The organism is Arcicella gelida, assembly GCF_034931025.1.
GTDB classification, from domain to species: domain Bacteria; phylum Bacteroidota; class Bacteroidia; order Cytophagales; family Spirosomataceae; genus Arcicella; species Arcicella gelida.
Genome location: NZ_JAYGIL010000002.1, coordinates 120,285 through 140,574 on the forward strand (window position 1 = coordinate 120,285; position 20,290 = coordinate 140,574).

Below are 20,290 nucleotides of genomic sequence, written 5' to 3' on the forward strand. Positions count from 1 at the left end.
ATGACTTGAAAATTGAAGACTTTAGGATTTTAATTTAGCATTAAAAAAAATCACTAAATCACAATTCACTAACTCACTCAATAGCAACTCACTAATTCTAAATAAGATTAAGCATTTTTTGTGTTGCTTTAATGGCTGAAACTGTTTGGTCAGAATCTAAACCTCTGGTTTTAAATTCTTTTCCGTTGTGTTCCCAAGTAATAATGGTTTCACAAAGGGCATCCGTATTTCCTCCTGGCGGAATCCTTACAGCATAATCAGTCAACATCGGAAGCAATACTTCTTTTTTAAGATATACTTTTTTCAAAGCATTCATAAAAGCATCATACTGACCATCTCCTTGAGCACTTTCTTCAAAAATATGACCATCCACTTTTACTTTTAATGTAGCTGATGGACGAAGATTTTTAGAATGAGTCAACACATAATTGATTACTTCTACTTTTTCTTCTACGATATTGGTATCAATTACATCGGAAATAATATATGGCAAATCTTCCTGAGTAACAACTTCTTTACGGTCGCCCAATTCAATAATTCTTTGGGTTACTCGCTTCAAATCTGCTTGCGATAATTTAATCCCTAATTTTTGAAGATTCTTCTCAATATTAGCTTTACCAGAAGTTTTACCCAAAGCATATTTACGTTCTCTGCCAAAACGTTCTGGCATCAAATCGTTAAAATATAAATTGTTTTTATTATCTCCATCAGCGTGAATTCCTGCGGTTTGCGTAAAAACGTTTTCACCAACTACAGGCTTATTCACTGGAATTCTAAAACCAGAAAATGTTTCAACCAATTTACTCACAGAGTAAAGCGATGCTTCAACGACAGAGGTTTCTACTTCTGGCATAAAATCCTTCAAAACCGCAATCGTACTTGCTAAAGGTGCATTCCCTGCCCTTTCGCCCATACCATTTACCGTTAAATGAAGTCCGTGAACGCCAGCACGCACACCTTCCATCACGTTAGCAATACTTAAATCATAATCGTTGTGTGCATGAAAATCAAAATGTTGATTTGGATAACGCTGTACGATTTGTGACAAAAAGTCATAACATTCACGAGGAGTCAACACACCCAAAGTATCGGGTAGCAATACTCGCTTGATAGGCTGTGTACTCAAGAAATCCAAAAACTGAAATACATAATCAGGCGAATTACGCATACCATTACTCCAGTCTTCTAAATAAACATTGCATTGAATATCTTTAGAACGAGCCAAAGCAATTACTTCTGCTATTTCTGAAAAATGTTGTTCAGCCGTTTTCTTGAGTTGATGCGTTAGATGATTCATCGAACCTTTTGTAAGAAGATTCATCACTTTAGCACCCGCTTCAATCATCCAATTCACCGAAGTTTCACCATCAACAAAGGTTAATACCTCGATTTTATCAATCAATCCGTTTTCGCTTGCCCAAGCAGTAATTTTTTTCACTGCCTGAAATTCACCGTCGGATACTCTTGCAGAAGCTACTTCCAAGCGATCAACTTTTACTTCTTTTAATAATAATTGAGCGATTGCTAATTTCTCAGTAGCCGAAAAAGACACTCCACTGGTTTGTTCACCATCACGGAGTGTCGTATCCATTATTTCTATTTGTCGCATATCTTTGCTGTAAGCAGAAGGCTTTAGGCTGTAGGCTATAAGCTTTAGGCATTAAGTAAAGCTACTGGATGGTTATTCTAATAGCATAATGCATAATGCCTAAAGCTTAAAGCCTATTGCCTAAAGCACAAAGCTCTTAATAAATACTTTTACTAGCAAAACCACCTATTTCTTCTTTCATCGCTTGAAGATAATCAATATCATCAAAACCGTTAGTTAGGTTGTTTTTCTTATATCCATTGATAGCAAAGCTTTCTTGTTCACCTGTAGCAACAATTGTAATTGTTTGTGCAGGTAAATCAATTTCTAATTCTGCCGCTGGGTTTGCTTCGATTGCCAAGAAGATTTTATCTAAAAACTCTGGACTTACTTGTACTGGCAAAATACCGACATTGATAGAGTTTCCTTTGAAAATATCTGCAAAGAAACTTGATACTACACAACGGAAGCCATAATCATAAATAGCCCAAGCAGCGTGTTCACGACTTGAACCGCTTCCGAAGTTATGTCCACCTACAAGGATTTTTCCAGTATAAGTTGGGTTGTTTAATACGAAATCTTGTTTCGGTGAGCCGTCAGTATTATAACGCCAGTCACGGAATAAGTTATCGCCAAAGCCTTCACGTTTAGTAGCTTTTAAGAAACGTGCAGGGATAATTTGGTCTGTATCAACGTTCTCAATTGGCATTGGTACAGCCGTTGAACGAAGTATGTTAAATTTGTCGTATGCCATTTGTTTTTGCTTTAGGCTTTAGGCTGTAAGCTTTAGGCTTTTATAAAATAAAAGACTTCTACTTATTTTGTAAAGCTAATTTCCTATTAATTTTTGACTCAAATGATAGAGCTTCTTTTTAATTAAATTTACTTTGACCGCTAATTCTGAATGTTTTTCTACTGTCACAAAATTCAAATCAGTAGATAATTGTATTAAATATTCAACCTCGTGTGCTGAACCTAAAGCAATTTGAAGAAATCTATTAAAATCTGCATCGCTACTTCTTCCACAACCTTCACTAATATTTGTTGGAATAGAAATAGAGGCACGCCTCAATTGGTTAGTTAATCCATATAACTCGGATTTAGGAAAATCTTTCGTTAAATCGTAGATTTCTAAAACCAAATTATGAGCTAATTGCCAAACGTCATATTTTCTAAAATCTCTCATTTTTATTATTTGCTTTAGGCTTTTAGCGATAGGAAGTAGGCTTTAGGCAATAAGCTTTTTGTATACTTCTTGAAGTCTGGTCTGAAGGACTATTCAATATAAAACGCCTAAAGCTTACAGCCTAACGCCTATAGCCTAAAGCAACGTCCGAGGATCTGTAACCACCCCAGTAACCGCAGCAGCAGCAGCAACTAATGGACTTGCTAATAATGTACGAGAACCTGGCCCTTGACGACCTTCAAAGTTTCTGTTTGAAGTACTTACTGCATATTTACCCGCTGGAATTTTATCGTCATTCATTGCTAAACAAGCTGAACAACCTGGCTGACGTAATTGGAAACCTGCATCTGTAAGAATGTCATAAATACCTTCTTCACGGATTTGTGCTTCAACAATGTGTGAACCCGGAACAATCCAAGCAGTAACATTATCAGCTTTCTTGCGTCCTTTTACGATAGAAGCAAAAGCACGGAAATCTTCGATACGTCCGTTTGTACAACTTCCGATGAAAACATAATCTACTTTCTTGCCAAGCATACTTTCTTGCTCGCCAAAACCCATGTAGTTTAATGATTTATCATAAGTAGCTTTACCGCCTTCTACCGATTCAGCCGTTGGAATATTTTTAGAGATACCAATACCCATACCCGGGTTTGTACCATAAGTAATCATTGGTTCAATATCAGCAGCATCAAAAGTATATTCTTTATCGAATACTGCATCAGCATCTGTTTTCAATGTTTTCCAATACGCTAATGCTTTATCCCAAGCTTCGCCTTTTGGTGTTTGTTCACGACCTTCAAGATAATTGAAAGTAGTTTGGTCTGGAGCAATCATACCTCCACGAGCACCCATTTCGATACTCATGTTACAAACCGTCATACGACCTTCCATTGACATATTTTCAAATACATCACCAGCATATTCTACAAAATAACCAGTCGCACCAGCCGTAGTTAATTTGGAAATGATATATAAAGTAACGTCTTTGGGAGTAACACCTTTGCCCAATGGACCATTTACGTTTACACGCATTTTCTTTGGCTTAGGTTGCATAATACACTGAGATGAAAGTACCATTTCAACTTCAGAAGTACCAATACCAAAAGCAATTGCACCAAAAGCACCATGCGTAGAAGTATGTGAGTCACCACAAACGATTGTCATACCCGGAAGAGTGATACCATTTTCTGGTCCAACTACGTGTACAATACCATTTTTAGGATTATTCAAACCCCAGTGAGAAATACCATATTTCGCAGAGTTCGTTTCCAAAGCTTTCAACTGATTAGCAGAAAGTGGATCAGCTACTGGAAGATGTTGGTTAATCGTTGGCGTATTATGGTCAGCAGTAGCGAAAGTACGATTCGAGAACATCACCCCGATACCTCTTGTTTCTAAACCTAAAAAAGCAACTGGGCTAGTAACTTCATGAATAAAATGACGATCAATGAAGAATACATCTGGGCCGTCTTCGATTTTACGAACAACGTGGGCATCCCATACTTTGTCGAATAATGTTGTTGGTTGCATATTGTTTTTAATAATTAAATTTCGATGCTACAAATTTGAGAAGAATTGAAGATAAAGTATTAACGAATTAAGTTCAAAAAATGCCGTTTTTAGTTCAATATCAATTAATGGTCGTAAAAAAGCATCTACTATTCTTTCAAAGACCGAAATTAATTAGAATTAAGCATTATTTAATTGTCATATTAATATTTACAGTCCAATTTTTTCTTGAAATAGTTTTTTTATAAGAAACTTAAAAATGTATATTTGTAACAGTAGCTATGAATTTTAATCATTAATTTTAAACTAAAACCCTTCAATTACCATTATGAATGACATTATTTACTTAGTACCTGCCTTCGGAATAGTAGGATTACTCTACACTGCATGGCGTTTTAGTTGGGTTTCTAAACAACCTGCAGGAAATGCCGAAATGCAAAAACTCTCTGGTTATATAGCAGACGGGGCTATTGCATTCTTAAAAGCTGAATGGAAAGTATTAGCATACTTTGCCATCCTTACTGCTTTATTATTATTCTGGTTAGGTTCTGATGAAGGCACACCAGAACACCCTATTCATTCTTCTCCATTAATTGCAGTATCATTCTTGATTGGTGCATTATTATCAGCAACGGCTGGTTACATCGGGATGAAAATCGCTACCAAAGCAAACGTTCGTACTGCCGAAGCAGCTCGTACTTCGCTTTCTAAAGCCCTCGATGTTTCCTTCACTGGTGGTTCTGTAATGGGTATGGGTGTGGCTGGTTTAGCTATTTTAGGACTTGGAGGCTTATTTATTGCCTTTTATAATATCTTCGCACAGGGTCAAGCACTTACTTCTGATGAAATGAAAACTGCTATCGAAGTATTAGCTGGTTTCTCTTTAGGTGCTGAATCTATTGCCCTTTTTGCTAGAGTAGGTGGTGGTATTTATACCAAAGCAGCCGATGTTGGTGCTGATTTAGTGGGTAAAGTAGAAGCTGGAATTCCAGAAGATGATGTCCGTAACCCTGCTACTATCGCCGATAACGTGGGTGATAACGTAGGTGACGTGGCTGGTATGGGTGCCGATTTATTTGGTTCGTATGTAGCCACGATTTTAGCAACAATGGTACTCGGACAAGAGATTGAAGTAACTGATAATTACGGTGGCTTCTCTCCTGTTTTGTTACCGATGCTCATTGCAGGTGTTGGTTTGCTGGCTTCTTTGGTTTCAACTTTCTTTGTGAAGATTAAAAGTGAAACTTCTTCGGTTCAAAATGCTTTAAACTTGGGTAACTGGGTTTCTATCATCATTACTTTTATTACTTCGTATTTCTTAGTAAAAAATATCTTACCAGAAACACTCAATCTTCGTGGATTTGAATTTACTGCTAACGGTGTATTTTTAGCTATTGTAGTTGGTTTAATCGTTGGTGCGTTGATGTCGATGATTACTGAATATTATACTGCAATGGGCAAGCGTCCTGTTTTGTCTATCATCGAAAAATCTGGTACTGGACACGCTACCAATATCATTGGTGGTTTAGCAGTTGGGATGGAATCAACAGTATTGCCAATTTTAGTCTTAGCAGCAGGGATTATCCTTTCTTACAAATTCGCTGGACTTTACGGAGTATCAATTGCTGCCGCTGGGATGATGGCTACAACGGCTATGCAATTGGCTATTGATGCTTTTGGCCCTATTGCTGATAATGCAGGAGGTATTGCTGAAATGTCGCAATTGCCTCCAGAAGTACGTGAGCGTACAGATAATTTAGATGCTGTAGGTAATACTACTGCGGCAACGGGTAAAGGTTTTGCAATTGCTTCTGCTGCCCTCACTTCATTAGCATTATTTGCGGCATTTGTGGGTATTGCGGGTATCAAAGCTATTGATATTTATAAAGCCGATGTTTTAGCAGGTCTGTTTATCGGTGGAATGATTCCATTTATCTTTAGTGCTTTGTGTATTTCGGCTGTTGGAAAAGCAGCGATGGAAATGGTGAATGAAGTTCGTCGTCAGTTCCGTGAAATTCCGGGTATTATGGAATACAAGGCTGAACCAGAGTATGAAAAATGCGTTGCCATTTCTACGGAAGCAAGTATCAAACAAATGATTTTGCCGGGTGCTATTGCATTAATTACGCCCGTATTAGTAGGTTTCACAATGGGACCAGAAGTATTGGGTGGTTTATTAGCAGGCGTTACTGTTTCAGGTGTATTGATGGGTATTTTCCAGTCAAACGCTGGTGGTGCTTGGGATAATGCTAAAAAGTCATTCGAGAAAGGAGTATTAATTGATGGTACGATGTACTACAAAAAATCAGAACCACATAAAGCGTCTGTAACGGGTGATACTGTGGGTGACCCTTTCAAAGATACTTCTGGACCATCAATGAACATTCTGATAAAACTGATGTCTATCGTTTCATTAGTAATTGCACCTTACATTGCGGTTCATACTACGGATGTTGGGGCAACATTAGAAAAACAGATTATCCCAATTGTAAAAACGATTAAGAATATTCCTGCTGATGTTAAGGTTACTGTAGTTACGAAGCGTGTTGAATAGAATGCTTTTATTTGGTTTAAAATAGATTCAGTTTTTATTCTGAGTAATGGCTCATACATAGCCGTATAACCTCACCCCCAACCCCCCTCTCCTGTCGAGAGGGGGCTTTTTATTGGTTAATATTTAACTTTTGTTATCTAATCTTTTTAGAAAAAGATATAGTTTCACAAACAATAGATTAAGCATTTGATAATCAATTATTAAAGCCAACAAACTGCTCCCCTTCTCAACAGGAGAAGGGGCTGGGGGATGAGGTTAAATAGCCTATTTTACCCTTACGATTATCCATCCCATTCGTGCGATTGCCTATATTACCCTTACGATTATTCATCCCATTCATGCGATTACCTATATTATCATTACGATTATCCATTCCGTCCGTGCGATAGCCTATCCCGTCCGTAAGATAGCTTATTCAATTCTTGCGATAGCTTATTCTGTCTATAAGATAGCTCATCCCGTTCGTAAGATAGCTTATTCAATTCTTGCGATAGCTTGTCCCGTTCATGCAATAGCTTATCCCGTCAGTGCGATAGCCTATCCCGTCCGTGCGATGGCTTATACCATAATGTACACCGACTAAATATAAAAATGCCCAATACTTATGTTAAAATACAAAAGCATTGGGCATATATTAATTGGTTATTTTATCCTATCGAACGTTTCTAAATGCAATCCCTTTTACCTTCCCATACTCCAAACTGCCTGTTCCAAAAGTCACTTTGATATAAGTCTTAACATCCAAAGCAATATCTACTAAACCAGTCTTTGGGGCATACAACAAAGTATTTCTATTACCACGGGCAATATCCAAAGGCGTATGAGTATTAATCACAGCATTGTTGGCATTGCTCAAATCAGTCGCCAAAGCTTTTAAAGTAGTCACTTTTAAATCAGTTTCGTTAGGATTATACGCTGAATGAAAAGACACCAAAGAAATCAAGGCATTCAAATGCTCTATCATATAATCAAAACTTTGTTGCGAAGAAGAATTCGTTTTTGGCGTAGTCAATACACCGTCCACCATCACAGGCTCAGGTTTTGCCGAGGCTCTTTGACCTTGAATTTTACGGTTAATTCCTTTTGCATCTTCAACAACGGCATCCTCCACGCCACAAATCGAAAATGCCCCACAGACTTTAGTACTTAAAGGACGTAAATCAGCAAACAATTTCTTTCGGTGATTTACCGCATCATCATGTTCCGTACTTAAATCATGAATAACAAGCATAATACTTTTAGCCTCCGCCAATAAAGCTTGCAATTGGCTAAGCTTCAAAGCATCTCTGCTAGGATTATACGCAGCACCAAAATTTTCGCAATAAGAAATAAGGCTTTGGAAATTTGCAATGTTAACAGCATTGCCCGTGTCTTGTAGTGTTGACATAACGATATAATTTAGGTTTGAAAAAACTATTGAGTAAAAATCTTATAATTGCCCATTTATCACAAGCAATTAATATATGTTGAACTTATATCAGTGGCGTATCAACCTGAATAACAGATTGTTGTTTTTGAATGTTAGGTAATTAAAATTAATAAAGAAATTTTTAAAAATTACAATTTTGCTCAAGAAAATTTTATTGGATATATGGTAGGCTGACTTTGCAAAATCAGGATTTAGTAAATCTATTTTAAAATCCCTTGATTTGATGTTCGTTATTCTTTTTTCAATAGGATTGGGTTTAAACCCAATCCTATTGAAAAAAAATTTATTTCACATTACTAGCCAAATTTTGCTTAATATTATTACCTTATCTTAATCGCAGGAATGACAACAACTATCTTTAAAACACAACCTAAACTTTTTATTATATCGCTCTCTTTGTTAGGATTCATATTTTTTACGATGCTCTTTATATTAACAATTTCGGCTTTAAACGATACTATTAATATTGGATTTATCGTTTTTCCTCTCATCTTCTTAGGTTTTTCTTTAGCCTCGCTATATTACTTTCTAAGTATAAAAATCTTAAAATTGACAGCCAATAATCTTGAAATTACTTATTTATTCTTACCAATTTCTCAGCAATATGAGCTTAAAGATATTACAAGTATTAGTCAGAAAAGTAAAAAAGTTTCTTCAAATGCTTTAAGTTCTTCATTAAAAGAGACCTATATCTATACAGATATTATCACTACAATAAAGCTTTTGGGAGGTAAAACAATTCATTTGAATAGTGTTGGAAGATTGGATTTTGATATATTTTATAAAACTTTTAAGCAATTAAAAAGAGGTGAAGTAAATATTAAAGTTCAGAAGAAAAGTTTTAAAAAATATCTAATGGATAATTATGATGGGATGTTTTGGGTACTTATATCACTCTTTCTAACCATTGGTTTAAGTGTAGGTGTGTTAAATAAATAAAGGTTTAAAAAAAGAGATTGGGTAAAGTCATTCTACTATTTACCTGATTGGATATTTTTATTAATTAAAATAATTCTAAAAGTAAAATAAAAATCCCGAAGGGATGTCAGGATTATAGAGAAGCCATTTTAGCAAAAACAAAACCCAGAAAGGGTGATACAATAACAATTTATGAATTCTTTAACCAAATTTTTTCAAGTACTAAATCAATTTTCATAGCATCGGAAGGCGTTTGTGTCACCCTTTCAGGGTTTTGTTAATAACGTTCCTAATATTTCTATAATCCTGACATCCCTTCGGGATTGTTTAATGATAAAACAAAATCCTGAAGGGATGTCAGGATTATAGAAAAGCATTTTCAGCAAAAACAAAACCCTGAAGGGGTGATACAATAATGTTTTATGAATTCTTTAACCAAATTTTTTTACGTGCTAAATCAATTTCCATAGCATTAAAATGCGTTTCTCTCACCCTTTCAGGGTTTTGTAAAAATCATTCTTATTATTGCTACAATCCTGACATCCCTTCGGGATTAATAAATTACAAAAAAAAACTTTGTCAACTATTTGAAAGTTGACAAAGCTAAAACTAAATATCACTCCATCCCTTACTTAATCTCAGTAACAAAAACTTCTTTGGCTGTTCTTACTTTTTTAAGATTCACTAACCAGTCATGTGCTTCATCACGGTAGCCCAAAGGTAGAATTACTGTACTTTTTAATCCTAAAGCTTCTAAACCTAAGAGTTTATCTAATTCAGAAGGAACAAATCCTTCCATCGGAGTAGCATCTACTTTTTGCTCTGCAGCAGCAGCCATAGCTAAACCTAAAGCGATATAGGCTTGTTTTGCAGCGTGCGTTGCATGCCATTCTTTACCAAGTGGCTCGTACATTCCCCATAATCTTTGTTTATAATCATCCATTTTATCTGCTGGCAAACCTCTTTCTGCTAAGGTTTTAGCAAATACTTTCTCTATTTTTTCTAACGAATATCCATCCCAAGCAGCAAAAACTAATAAATGTGAACATTCTGTTATCTGACTTTGATTGAAAGCGATTGCTTGGATTTTTGTTAATAGCTCTTTATCGCTAATGACAAAGATTTGATAAGGTTGTAATCCAGATGAAGAGGGTGCTAAACGTGCAGCTTCAATGATATAATCTACTTTTTCTTGAGGAACGATATTTCCGTTCATTTTCTTCGTTGCATAACGCCACTCTAAAGCATTTAATAATTCCATTTTGGTTTTTCTTAAGATTTATGTTGTAATACTTAATCAACAACATGAACAATCGTAACTTTGTTACCAAAAGTAACGTGACAAAAAAGTAACTAACTGACAAATGATAGAAATTACTGAAAGACCAACGAAGAAAGAATGTGTTAAAACAATACTGGCAATACACGATGTAATGGATATAATTGGCGGAAAATGAAAAATATCAATCATTGCTTGCCTATGCCATCAGAAGATGAGATATACAGATTTATTAAAAGAAATCAACGGAATTTCGGGGAAAGTACTGAGTAGAGAATTAAAAGATTTAGAGATGAACCAACTGATTACAAGAACAGTACAAAATACCAAACCTATTACCGTTGAATATGAAATTACAGAATACGGTGCAACATTAAGACAAGTAACAGACGTAATTGCCGATTGGGGCATTGAACATCGTAAAAGGATAATTGGAGGATAGCTTAATAAGATTTTAGTTCTTTTATATCAAAGATTGAAGCACTTATGTAATTGTAAGTGAATGTATATTTATTTCATCTAAAAATCTTTACTTTTGTACAATATAATAGCCTCATATTCTAACAATTTGGCTTTACACAACATAAATACACTCTAATGATTATTTCATCAAAGTTTTACTACAAACTATCAGTATTATGCTTTCTGCTTTGCTTTAGAACATCCTTATTTTCTCAAGATAAAATTGCATTAGGAGTTTCTGGCATGTATAATTTTCCACTTAATAGTGTTGGTGTTGGTTTAAGAGCCCAAATTCCAGTTATTCCAAGAGTTCAGCTAGTACCACAATTTAAATACGCTCCTCCTTTCAATACAATTCATGAATTATTTGCGGGTTTAAACATCAATTATATTGTCTTCAAAGGGAATGTCAGACGCAATGGTTTTAAGAAAGGAATGGAAGTAGAAAAGCCTACTATTTATTTAACAGGTGGCGTAGAATATAACCGTTGGATAAACTATATTGAAACAAAACAGAGTAACTCAAAACAAAATAATTTTCTTCCAGAAGTTGGTATTGGCACTTCTGTTGGAAATTATAGTGTTAGACTTTTCGGAGAAATAAAATATAATATTCGTTGGCAAGAAAGTTATGGAGAAATAGGTTTACTTATTTGCCCTGCCTATATCAAGAGTAAAAGAAAAGCAAGTTGCCCCATTTATTAACCCGTATAAACATCAAATATTTTTTACACAAACGATTATTCTAAAACAATACCTAAAATGAAAACACATACCTTTAAATTATCGACTATCATTGCTACACTCTTGATATTCCTTTCAGGTTGTTCAAAAGAAAGATTCGATGCCATCAAGAAAGATGAGGTAATTCCTCCACCTGTAGTTAAAGTAGAAGTTTTTCCTGCTGTAGATGAACAGGTAAAAAAGACTTCTATTGTTCCTTTAGAAACTATAAAAAAGAAAATAAACAACGGTGCTGATTTTTCGTTCACCACAAAAAAAGGAACAACGATTAAAGCAAACAAATATGATTTTATGCTTCCAAATGGCGATTGGGTTGACTATCCAATAGATATTGAGATAAAAGAATTATATACACCCGCTGATATGATATTAAACAGGGTTTCTACCGTATCAAATGGTAAAATGCTCATAACTGGCGGACAAGTAAATATTTCGGCTAGTAAAGATGGAAAACCATTGGTTTTAAGTCCATACAATAACACATTTTCAATCAATATTCCATCATCTGGTACTACAGATCCTAACATGAAAGTATTTTATGGCAATGAGCAAAGTAATGGAACTGTAGATTGGCAACCAGCAGTAATGCAACAAGTGCAACAAACGCCTGCTGACACTACTAAGAAAGATTCTGTCGCTACAAAAATGTATTTTGAGGAAGGACATTATAAAATTTTCCCTACACAAATTGGTTGGATTAATGTAGATAAATTCATGAATTCACCAGTAGAGAAAACCGTATTGAAATTTACTTCTAAAACACCAGCGATTGGTTCAATATTTATCTTCCTTTATTTTGATAGAATTAAATCTGTAATGGAAGTTTATAATGGTTCTGCAAAAGAAATTCCAGTGGGTGAACACATTAAATTAGTTTGTTATGCCGTCAGTGAAGATGAAAATCTTTATTCTTATTTCAAAGATTTTAACGTAGAAGCTAACCAATCCATTGAGATACAATTAGAAAAAACTACCAAAGAAGAGTTTTTGAAGTATTTACAAGGTTTGTAGCTTAGAAATATTGAGATACTTCGAAAAGCCACAAACAAAAAGTCCTCAGTAAGTTGAATTACCGAGGACTTTTCTATTTATCAATACTTCCAACTAGTCAAATCAGCACCTTTGGGGGCTGATTCTTCAATACGTTTCAAAATTTTAGGGATATACATCGTATTATATCTTAATCTTGAAATATAGTTTGGCTGATTAGGATCACCATTCCAGCAATGTTCTGCACGGTCGCCATAAGTTACTTCACCACCATAACTTGGATTTTTGACTCCTTTCAAAAAATCTTCCATCAAATAAACAGCATTGTTCAAATAGTAATTATCCATATCACCACAATAAATATGGATTTTCCCTTGCAATTTAGGGCCTAATGTAGCCCAATCTCTTTTTAAAATATGTAGCAAGTCATAATGTTCTTTCCAGTATTCAGCTACTTTTTATCAATGACTCCCGTAGTTTTATCAAAAATTCTTTGCGGATAACCGTCACTTCCTACAGGTGAGTAAACAGCTTCCCAAATATCCCATTGTCCTCCTGAACGAGTTTTATCACCGAGTGCCAATTCATGATAATTCATGTCTTCAACAGTACATTTTACTTTGCCTAAGTAATCTCTTTTACCGGGAATAGGCGTTCTTTTCCAAGGACTTTCGTAATAGTAAGCATTAGGATATTTATATAAATCTATCGAAGAATAAGCCTCAAAAGAAATTGGGTCTGGACAAGCCGCAAAACAGCCATTGTATTCATCAGGATAAAATATTTGTGCTGCCAAAGCTTCCCAACCACCTGTAGAACCGCCATACATAAATCTTGCCCAACCTTTCCCGATACCTCTGAATTGTTTTTCTATGTATGGAATCAACTCATACGTAATGGCATCACCGTAAGGACCAATATTCTCTGAATTCACAGCATAAGAATCATCATAAAACTGGTTAGCGTGCTGAATTTCAACAATTAACATTCTTGGAAAATCTTTACTTGTCCATTGCTTGTAGAAATTATAGGCTTCTTCTTTTACAATTTTGTTATAGCCATAAATGTTAAATCTCGCAGAATAATCATCCGTTTTCATATCGGCTGGCGGAGGCGTTTCACTAAAGCCATCAAAATCAGCGGGGAAATGTCCGTGAAAAATAGCTAAAGGATAATGTGCTTCTGGATGAGTATCAAAGCCTTCTGGAATTAAAATGTTTGCACCTAAATAAATATCTCTTCCCCAGAATTTACTGAGCAACTCACTTTTCATCTTTATATGCTTGATGTACTTAGTGTCTAGTGGAGCAGGAATGGGAGGAATTTCTTGGTCAATCTTAAGTTTAATAAGCTGATTGTTAGCTTTTTTCAAAGTAATTTTAACAGGAATACTATAAATATTGCCAGGAGCTTCATTAAATTGTTGCCCTTCTCCCCTATCCATAGGTAGCTTTACGGTATGTCCATCGGCTCTATGAAAAGTTTCGTACTTATGCAGTAAAACCTGAGCATAATACACACCATCAGGAATTTGCTTGACACTTCTGATAGGATAACCAAAGGCTTTACTATCAATGATTTGTACTTGATTGGGCTTCCAATTATCAACATTCATCCCAAACATTAATTGAGAATCAGCATCATCACTGATTTGCTTGCGAGGTTCTTTTTTATTGTTGTCGGCAATAAAAAGCATTAGTCGCCCATCAAGAGGAACTTTACTAAGATTTTCGCCGAAAATAACCGCAAATTGCTGTGCCTGAATAAGAGAAGGAAATACGATTAGAAAGAGTAGTAAGATTTTTTTCATGATAAAGATTTGAAGATGAAACGATTAGTACTCAATATATCAAAAAATAATGTAAGCTCAGCATTTCATACTTCTAATTTTTACTCATAAATCGGTTTATCTCTAAACTTCAATCTTTCTCCACTTCTTTTTGAAAAGACAGTTTTAATTTCGGCGATGATAGAAATAGCAATTTCTTCTGGAGTAATGGCTCCAATATCTAAGCCAACAGGTGAGGCAATTCTTGCGGAATCACTTTCGGAAATGGCTTTTCCTTCTTCAGCTAAAGCTTTATACATCTTTTCACTTCGTTTTTTAGGACCAAGTAAACCGATATAGGGAATTTCGGTTTTTAATAAATGTTGTAAATTATTGAAGTCCGTATTATAATCATGTGCCATCAATAAGGCAACAGTATATTCATCAATACTTACTTCCGTTCCTTTTTCTTTTTCAATCACTGCATCAGCCCAATCAAAAAGGCTTTTCTGTACTTTCAATGGATTACAAACTACACTTACTTTCCATCCTATCTCTTTCGCCAATTTTACCATCGGATAAATATCATAATTCCCTCCATAAACCACCAGATGAATCGCTGGCAATAATACTTCTAAGAAAATCTGAACTTCACCATTTTCTGTTTGATAAGTATTACTTTGGGATTTGCCGATACTTAAACAAGTTTCAACATCAGTGATAATTGCAGATAAAAGTGCTGGAATAGGAAAATTTTCAGTAAAATATTCAGGAGAATTAAATAAGTAAGTATCACCCAGATTCACCAAAGGTTGATTTCCTTTCACTTTGGTAAAAGTGAGTAAAACATTTCGTTTACGTGTATCAGCACATTGTGAAAGAATTTGTACAGGATTGTCAGGGTTAGTATTATCCAAAGGTTTTAATAATACATCAATAATGCCATTACAACCCAAACCCACACCAATTTGGTAAGGGTCATCATCAGAAGTATCATAAGTAACAATCGTCGCTTTGTTTTGAGCCATTGTCAATCTTGCACGCTTCAAAGCATCACCCTCTAAACAACCTCCACTGATTCCACCGACAAATTCACCTGTATCTGATACCAACATTCTAGCTCCTGTTCTTCGGTAAGACGAACCTTCAACTCTTACAACAGTCGCCAAAGCAGCTTTATGAGTATTAAAATCTATTTGTTGATACGCTTCAAGAATTGTTTTTATTTCTTTCATTGTTGGTTAAAAGTATAGCTTTCTGCATTCAGTTGTCAGCTATCGGATTTAATTTTCTATCTAATTTATTGACAATTATTGACAGGTAAATAATTATTATAAATCATCTTTTCTTGTTTATAATTATTGTTAAAATAGGCTTAAAGCATACAGCCTATCGCCTAGAGCTATTTAAGCCCTCAAGCTTTCCACAACTTCTTTAACATATTGTATTGTAAAATCAATTTCAGCTTGTGTTGTAAATCTTCCTAAACTAAAACGAATAGAAGAATAGGCTAATTTATCAGCAACACCAATTGATTTTAACACATGAGAAGGCTCTACAGAAGCAGAAGTACAAGCAGAACCGCTAGAAACCGCAATATCTCTGAACGAAGAAAGTAATAATTCGCCATCAACACCTTCAAAAGAAATATTGGTAACGTTTGGCAAACGATTATTCGTATTGCCATTTACTTTTGTCCCTTTAACCTTCGATAAAATTCCAAGCTCTAAACAATCTCTTAGTTTTGATAAAGTAATACTTTCATTGAATAATTCAGCATTGGCGATTTCACAAGCTTTACCTAAACCTACGATGGCAGGCACATTTAAAGTACCTGAACGGAAACCTCTTTCATGTTTTCCGCCATCCATTTGAGCAACCAAATCTTGATTCTTTAAGTTTCGACTAATGTACAAAGCCCCAATTCCTTTTGGTCCATAAAGTTTATGTCCCGACAAACTTAATAAATCAATCTTAGCGGATTTTACATCAATCTGTACTTTCCCAACTGCCTGAGTGGCATCTGTATGAAAAAGTATTTTATGCTTTTGGGCTAAAGTACCAATTGCCTCAATCTCTTGAATTGTCCCAATTTCATTATTGGCATACATGATTGAAATCAAAAAAGTTTCAGGACGAATCGCCTTTTCTATTTGTTCAATCGTTACACTTCCAAATTCATCAGGTTGTAAATAAGTAATTTCAGCTCCTAACTTTTCAAGATGCAAACAAACATCTAATACTGCTTTATGTTCCGTTTGAACGGTGATGATATGTTTTTTATGAGGGAAAATACTTTCAAACACTCCTTTCAAAGCCAAATTATTAGCTTCGGTTGCTCCACTTGTAAAAACGATTTCTTTCGGATTCGCCTGAATCAATTCAGCAATTTGCTCACGAGCAGTTTCAACAGCATCTTTGGCTGTCCAACCCAATAAGTGTGAACGAGAAGCCGCATTGCCGAAATGTTCAGTAAAATATGGAAGCATCGCTTCTAAAACCCTTGGGTCAACTGGGCAAGTAGCGTTATAATCTAAGTAAATGGGATATTTCATAACAAAAAAAGGTAAGCCTAAAGCTTACCTCGAAAGATACAAAATCTTATGGAATTATTTTCCTCCAAACAGTCCACCAAGCATACCGCCAACACCACTACCTCCGCCATTTCCGCTCATGAATTTGCCAGCAATATTTTTTACATCGTTCATATCAAACTGACCATCGGCAAATGCACCAGTAATATCATTCAAATTAAATGAAGTATCGTTCGGGTCGTTTGTTTTTGTAATTAAAGAGTTCATTACATTCGGTAAAACCTGTGATACAATACCAGCCGCCGCAGTTTTATCCAAACCAAATTTTTGCATTAAACCCGTGATAGCTTGTTGAGCAATGTTCGCTACAATTGGATTCGACATCAAAGTACTTGCATTTAAGCCCGTTTGTCCGCCTAACAAACTTGTTAAAGCTCCCAAACCACCAGCACCATTTTGTGCTTGACCTTTCAAACCATTCGTTACTGCACTCATGATAGTTTGCATCGCATCTTGATTTTTTTCGTTTGGTATAGCTGGATTTTTAACGATAGCTTGCTGAGAATTGTCTTGAATAAGACTCATTAATTGTTCTAACATTTGGAATTGTTTTTATGAGTTTTTATGATTTTGAGTAAAAGTATAGACAGATTTTTCTAATTTCAAGAATTATTCAAAAAGAATCAGGAAATATTAAATTAATTAATACAATGCTCGACACAAGCACAAATCAAAACGAAGTGAACACTTTGAAAGAACAAATTCTACCTCTGATTGATGATTTACGATACCCAAGTGAATCTGACGAAGCTGTTGAATACTTTGAAATGGAATACACTACTGCTGAAAGTATTTCTGTACAAGAGTTTAAACTATTCAATGGAATTGAACCAGACAAAGAAGTAGAAGCGATTACTTTGGAAGATTTCTTCGAACCATTAACTAGAGTTGAAGATTGGTTTGGCGAAGAAGAAAAAAAGTACGTTGAAAATGCTTTAAAATTACAAGCTTTACTCACTGAAAAATTAACAGATATACAAGTACTAAAAATCGGAGCAGTAGAAATTGATGTTTTTCTATTCGGAATCTATGAAGAAAATAAATGGATTGGCGTGAAAACAATTTTGATAGAAACATAGGAACAAAAAAAAGAGCGATTCAGTGAATCGCTCTAATCTTTCTATTTTACTTTCGCTACTACTGCTTTGAACGCCTCTGGGTGGTTCATTGCTAAGTCAGCTAATACTTTTCTGTTTAACTCGATACCTTGTTTGTTTAATTTACCCATCAAAGCTGAGTAAGATAAACCTTCTTGACGTGCAGCAGCATTAATACGCTGAATCCATAAAGCACGGAAATCTCTTTTCTTAACCTTACGGTCACGGTAAGCATATTGAAGACCTTTTTCAATTTTGTTCTTCGCTACCGTCCAAACGTTTTTACCTCTTCCGTAAAAACCTTTAGCTAATTTGAGCACCTTTTTACGTCTTGCTCTCGACGCTACGTGATTGACGCTACGTGGCATAATCTTGGTTGTTTTTTGAAATATGGCGGTTAATGCTTAACACTTAATGAGCCAATTTTCTGGTTGAACAATAACTAAATTTTAATTTGTTTCAATTGAATAATTCTCAAGAAACGAAAATTACATTACTAACATTAACGTTACTCTGTCCATGTCAGATGAACTTACTAAAGTATCGTGAACTAAGTTACGTTTACGTTTAGTAGATTTTTTTGTAAGAATATGGCTGTGGAAAGCGTGCTTACGCTTGATTTTGCCTGTTCCTGTAACCTTAAAGCGTTTTTTCGCTCCAGATTTGGTTTTAATTTTTGGCATTTTATTAAACGTTTTAAATGAAAAATATAAATTTTGTAAAATAGGTTGCAAAGATACGGAAAAATATGATAGACAATACTCCTACTTCAAATAAAATACCATCTTAGAAGATTTTCTTTGAAAGATTTTCCGATTTAACATATAAATTCAAATACTAAGTTTGTAATTTTGACTTAATGAAAAAAAATCGAAACATATCTCTTTATTTTTTATTAATCTTGTTTTTGGTAAGTGCTTGTATTTCTGAATCAAAAAAAGGAATCAATATTCCTCCTGTGCCAGAAGTAACAGAAAAAGCTCGTAGAGAAGCCGCCATCGCTTTTTTAACAGATGCCATTGAAGCATCACCAAGTAGTTCCGAAAACTATTACAAGCGTTCATTACTTTATTTGGAAAATGAAAAAATAAGTGACGCCCTCGACGACATCAATACTGCAATCAGTATCAAACCCAATGTCGGCACTTACTTTCAAGCAAAAGCGCTGATTCTTAGAGCATCCAATCAACCAGGATTGGCTCTTGAAGCCGCATCCAAAGCAGAAGTACTCAATGCTGAATCGCCAGAACTTTATACACTTTTAGGCGATTTGTATCAGCAATTAAATATGTTTGAAAAGGCAAAAGCTTATTTAAGAAAGTCTTTACAAATTTCTCCCAACAATGGTGAAACCTATTTTGTACAAGGAGAAATTTCAGCCAAAATGGCTGATACGGCTACTGCTTTAGGATATTTTCAGCAAACATTAAGTCTTAAACCTAGTTTTTTGCCTGTTTATTTAAAACTAGCACAAATTCATACCAATCTCCGAGAGTATGATTTAGCACTACTTTATGCTAATAAAGGTTTAAGATTCTATCCCAAAAGCGGAAATTTATTTTTACAGAAAGGAAATACATATCAAAAATCTTGGAAATTAGATAGTGCAATTCTTTGTTACAATAAAGCAATTACATTAGATAGTTCACTAATTGAAGCTAATTTCAATACAGGAATGATTTACTTTAAATCAAGAGCTTACCGTTTTGCCCTTCCATTTATTGAAAAAGCATTTCAGCAAAATGCAAAGTATCCTGAAGTGAAATTTTTATATGCTCAATGTTTGGAATATACAGGTAATTTCGCCAAAGCTGAAACTTACTACAGTGAATTATTAGCCAGCAATAGCCAAGATTACAGAGCATTGAATGGAGTATATAGAACACAACACAAACAAAAGTACGGTATTTATTCAACGGATTTGGACACAAAATTTGACACAACTTCATATCCAAGTTTTGAAGCACCCGCCCGAAAAGTTGATACGACCAGCATTCGTCCATTAAAACCCAAAGGAATTCTGAATGACTAAAAACATTAACTTGTATTTTGAATAAAAACAGATACTTTTGCCCCCAATATTTTCAAAATATTACTCAACACAATTAAAACAAGCCGTTTGAGATTCCGTTTTGATAAGAAATGTTATTTGTAGAGCATTTTCTTCCA

At 34.9% G+C, this 20,290-nt stretch carries 18 protein-coding genes and 1 pseudogene; 7 read left to right on the top strand and 12 right to left on the bottom strand.

The features are described 5' to 3' along the window. Window positions 1-97: 97 nt before the first annotated feature. The 4 genes from VB776_RS00555 to leuC all read right to left on the bottom strand — a co-directional run bounded on the left by VB776_RS00555 (window position 98) and on the right by leuC (window position 4,307). Entirely contained in the window at window positions 98-1,609 is a 1,512-nt protein-coding gene (locus VB776_RS00555; protein WP_323324972.1) for an alpha-isopropylmalate synthase regulatory domain-containing protein, read from the bottom strand. A gap of 136 nt (window positions 1,610-1,745) precedes the next feature. Then, complete coding sequence (leuD, locus tag VB776_RS00560) at window positions 1,746-2,342, bottom strand: 3-isopropylmalate dehydratase small subunit (RefSeq protein ID WP_323324974.1); 597 nt, start codon at window positions 2,340-2,342, stop codon at window positions 1,746-1,748. Between the two features lie 75 nt (window positions 2,343-2,417). After that, window positions 2,418-2,774, bottom strand: coding sequence for a four helix bundle protein (locus tag VB776_RS00565; RefSeq protein ID WP_323324976.1), 357 nt, complete (start codon window positions 2,772-2,774; stop codon window positions 2,418-2,420). Window positions 2,775-2,909: 135 nt separating this feature from the next. Beyond that, window positions 2,910-4,307, bottom strand: coding sequence for a 3-isopropylmalate dehydratase large subunit (gene leuC, locus VB776_RS00570; protein ID WP_323324978.1), 1,398 nt, complete (start codon window positions 4,305-4,307; stop codon window positions 2,910-2,912). Between the two features lie 307 nt (window positions 4,308-4,614). Between leuC and VB776_RS00575 the strand changes: the two genes are divergently transcribed. After that, window positions 4,615-6,840, top strand: a complete 2,226-nt coding sequence (locus tag VB776_RS00575; protein WP_323324980.1) for a sodium-translocating pyrophosphatase — start codon at window positions 4,615-4,617, stop codon at window positions 6,838-6,840. Window positions 6,841-7,492: 652 nt separating this feature from the next. On the opposite strand, the gene VB776_RS00580 is transcribed toward VB776_RS00575, so the two are convergent. After that, on the bottom strand, window positions 7,493-8,227 hold the full coding sequence (locus VB776_RS00580; protein WP_323324982.1) for a hypothetical protein: 735 nt from the start codon (window positions 8,225-8,227) through the stop codon (window positions 7,493-7,495). A 462-nt stretch (window positions 8,228-8,689) separates the two neighbouring features. Between VB776_RS00580 and VB776_RS00585 the strand changes: the two genes are divergently transcribed. Further along, complete coding sequence (locus VB776_RS00585; protein WP_323324984.1) at window positions 8,690-9,208, top strand: hypothetical protein; 519 nt, start codon at window positions 8,690-8,692, stop codon at window positions 9,206-9,208. A 607-nt stretch (window positions 9,209-9,815) separates the two neighbouring features. On the opposite strand, the gene VB776_RS00590 is transcribed toward VB776_RS00585, so the two are convergent. Beyond that, window positions 9,816-10,448 carry a nitroreductase family protein gene (locus VB776_RS00590; protein ID WP_323324986.1) on the bottom strand — a complete coding sequence of 211 codons (633 nt, stop codon included), beginning with the start codon at window positions 10,446-10,448 and terminating at the stop codon, window positions 9,816-9,818. Between the two features lie 208 nt (window positions 10,449-10,656). Here VB776_RS00590 and VB776_RS00595 point away from each other — a divergent pair, with 208 nt between their 5' ends. The 3 genes from VB776_RS00595 (at window position 10,657) to VB776_RS00605 (ending at window position 12,683) form a co-directional block, all read left to right on the top strand. Beyond that, window positions 10,657-10,908: a winged helix-turn-helix transcriptional regulator gene (locus VB776_RS00595; RefSeq protein WP_323325451.1), complete on the top strand. Its 252-nt coding sequence runs from the start codon at window positions 10,657-10,659 to the stop codon at window positions 10,906-10,908. A gap of 155 nt (window positions 10,909-11,063) precedes the next feature. Then, the gene (locus VB776_RS00600) at window positions 11,064-11,633 is read left to right on the top strand and encodes a hypothetical protein (RefSeq protein ID WP_323324989.1); all 570 of its coding nucleotides are present in this window, start codon (window positions 11,064-11,066) and stop codon (window positions 11,631-11,633) included. A 57-nt stretch (window positions 11,634-11,690) separates the two neighbouring features. Beyond that, window positions 11,691-12,683 carry a hypothetical protein gene (locus VB776_RS00605; protein ID WP_323324991.1) on the top strand — a complete coding sequence of 331 codons (993 nt, stop codon included), beginning with the start codon at window positions 11,691-11,693 and terminating at the stop codon, window positions 12,681-12,683. A gap of 80 nt (window positions 12,684-12,763) precedes the next feature. On the opposite strand, the pseudogene VB776_RS00610 reads toward VB776_RS00605, so the two are convergent. From VB776_RS00610 to VB776_RS00625, 4 genes and pseudogenes are all read right to left on the bottom strand, one after another. Then, window positions 12,764-14,472: pseudogene (locus tag VB776_RS00610) on the bottom strand (alpha/beta hydrolase-fold protein). An 80-nt stretch (window positions 14,473-14,552) separates the two neighbouring features. Continuing rightward, a complete protein-coding gene (locus VB776_RS00615) occupies window positions 14,553-15,665 on the bottom strand; it encodes an XdhC family protein (RefSeq protein WP_323324993.1) in 1,113 nt (370 codons plus the stop codon). 171 nt (window positions 15,666-15,836) lie between these two features. Beyond that, a complete protein-coding gene (locus VB776_RS00620) occupies window positions 15,837-16,985 on the bottom strand; it encodes a cysteine desulfurase family protein (RefSeq protein WP_323324995.1) in 1,149 nt (382 codons plus the stop codon). Window positions 16,986-17,039: 54 nt separating this feature from the next. Further along, window positions 17,040-17,564 carry a DUF937 domain-containing protein gene (locus tag VB776_RS00625; protein WP_323324997.1) on the bottom strand — a complete coding sequence of 175 codons (525 nt, stop codon included), beginning with the start codon at window positions 17,562-17,564 and terminating at the stop codon, window positions 17,040-17,042. Between the two features lie 110 nt (window positions 17,565-17,674). Between VB776_RS00625 and VB776_RS00630 the strand changes: the two genes are divergently transcribed. Further along, window positions 17,675-18,103 (top strand): nuclease A inhibitor family protein, encoded by a 429-nt coding sequence (locus VB776_RS00630; protein ID WP_323324999.1) that lies wholly within the window; start codon window positions 17,675-17,677, stop codon window positions 18,101-18,103. A 41-nt stretch (window positions 18,104-18,144) separates the two neighbouring features. On the opposite strand, the gene rplT is transcribed toward VB776_RS00630, so the two are convergent. Further along, window positions 18,145-18,489, bottom strand: coding sequence for a 50S ribosomal protein L20 (rplT, locus tag VB776_RS00635; protein ID WP_184136617.1), 345 nt, complete (start codon window positions 18,487-18,489; stop codon window positions 18,145-18,147). Window positions 18,490-18,609: 120 nt separating this feature from the next. Beyond that, complete coding sequence (gene rpmI / locus VB776_RS00640; protein ID WP_323298683.1) at window positions 18,610-18,804, bottom strand: 50S ribosomal protein L35; 195 nt, start codon at window positions 18,802-18,804, stop codon at window positions 18,610-18,612. Window positions 18,805-18,980: 176 nt separating this feature from the next. On the opposite strand from rpmI, the gene VB776_RS00645 reads away from it, so the two are divergent. After that, complete coding sequence (locus tag VB776_RS00645; RefSeq protein ID WP_323325001.1) at window positions 18,981-20,153, top strand: tetratricopeptide repeat protein; 1,173 nt, start codon at window positions 18,981-18,983, stop codon at window positions 20,151-20,153. The last annotated feature ends 137 nt before the right edge of the window (window positions 20,154-20,290 follow it).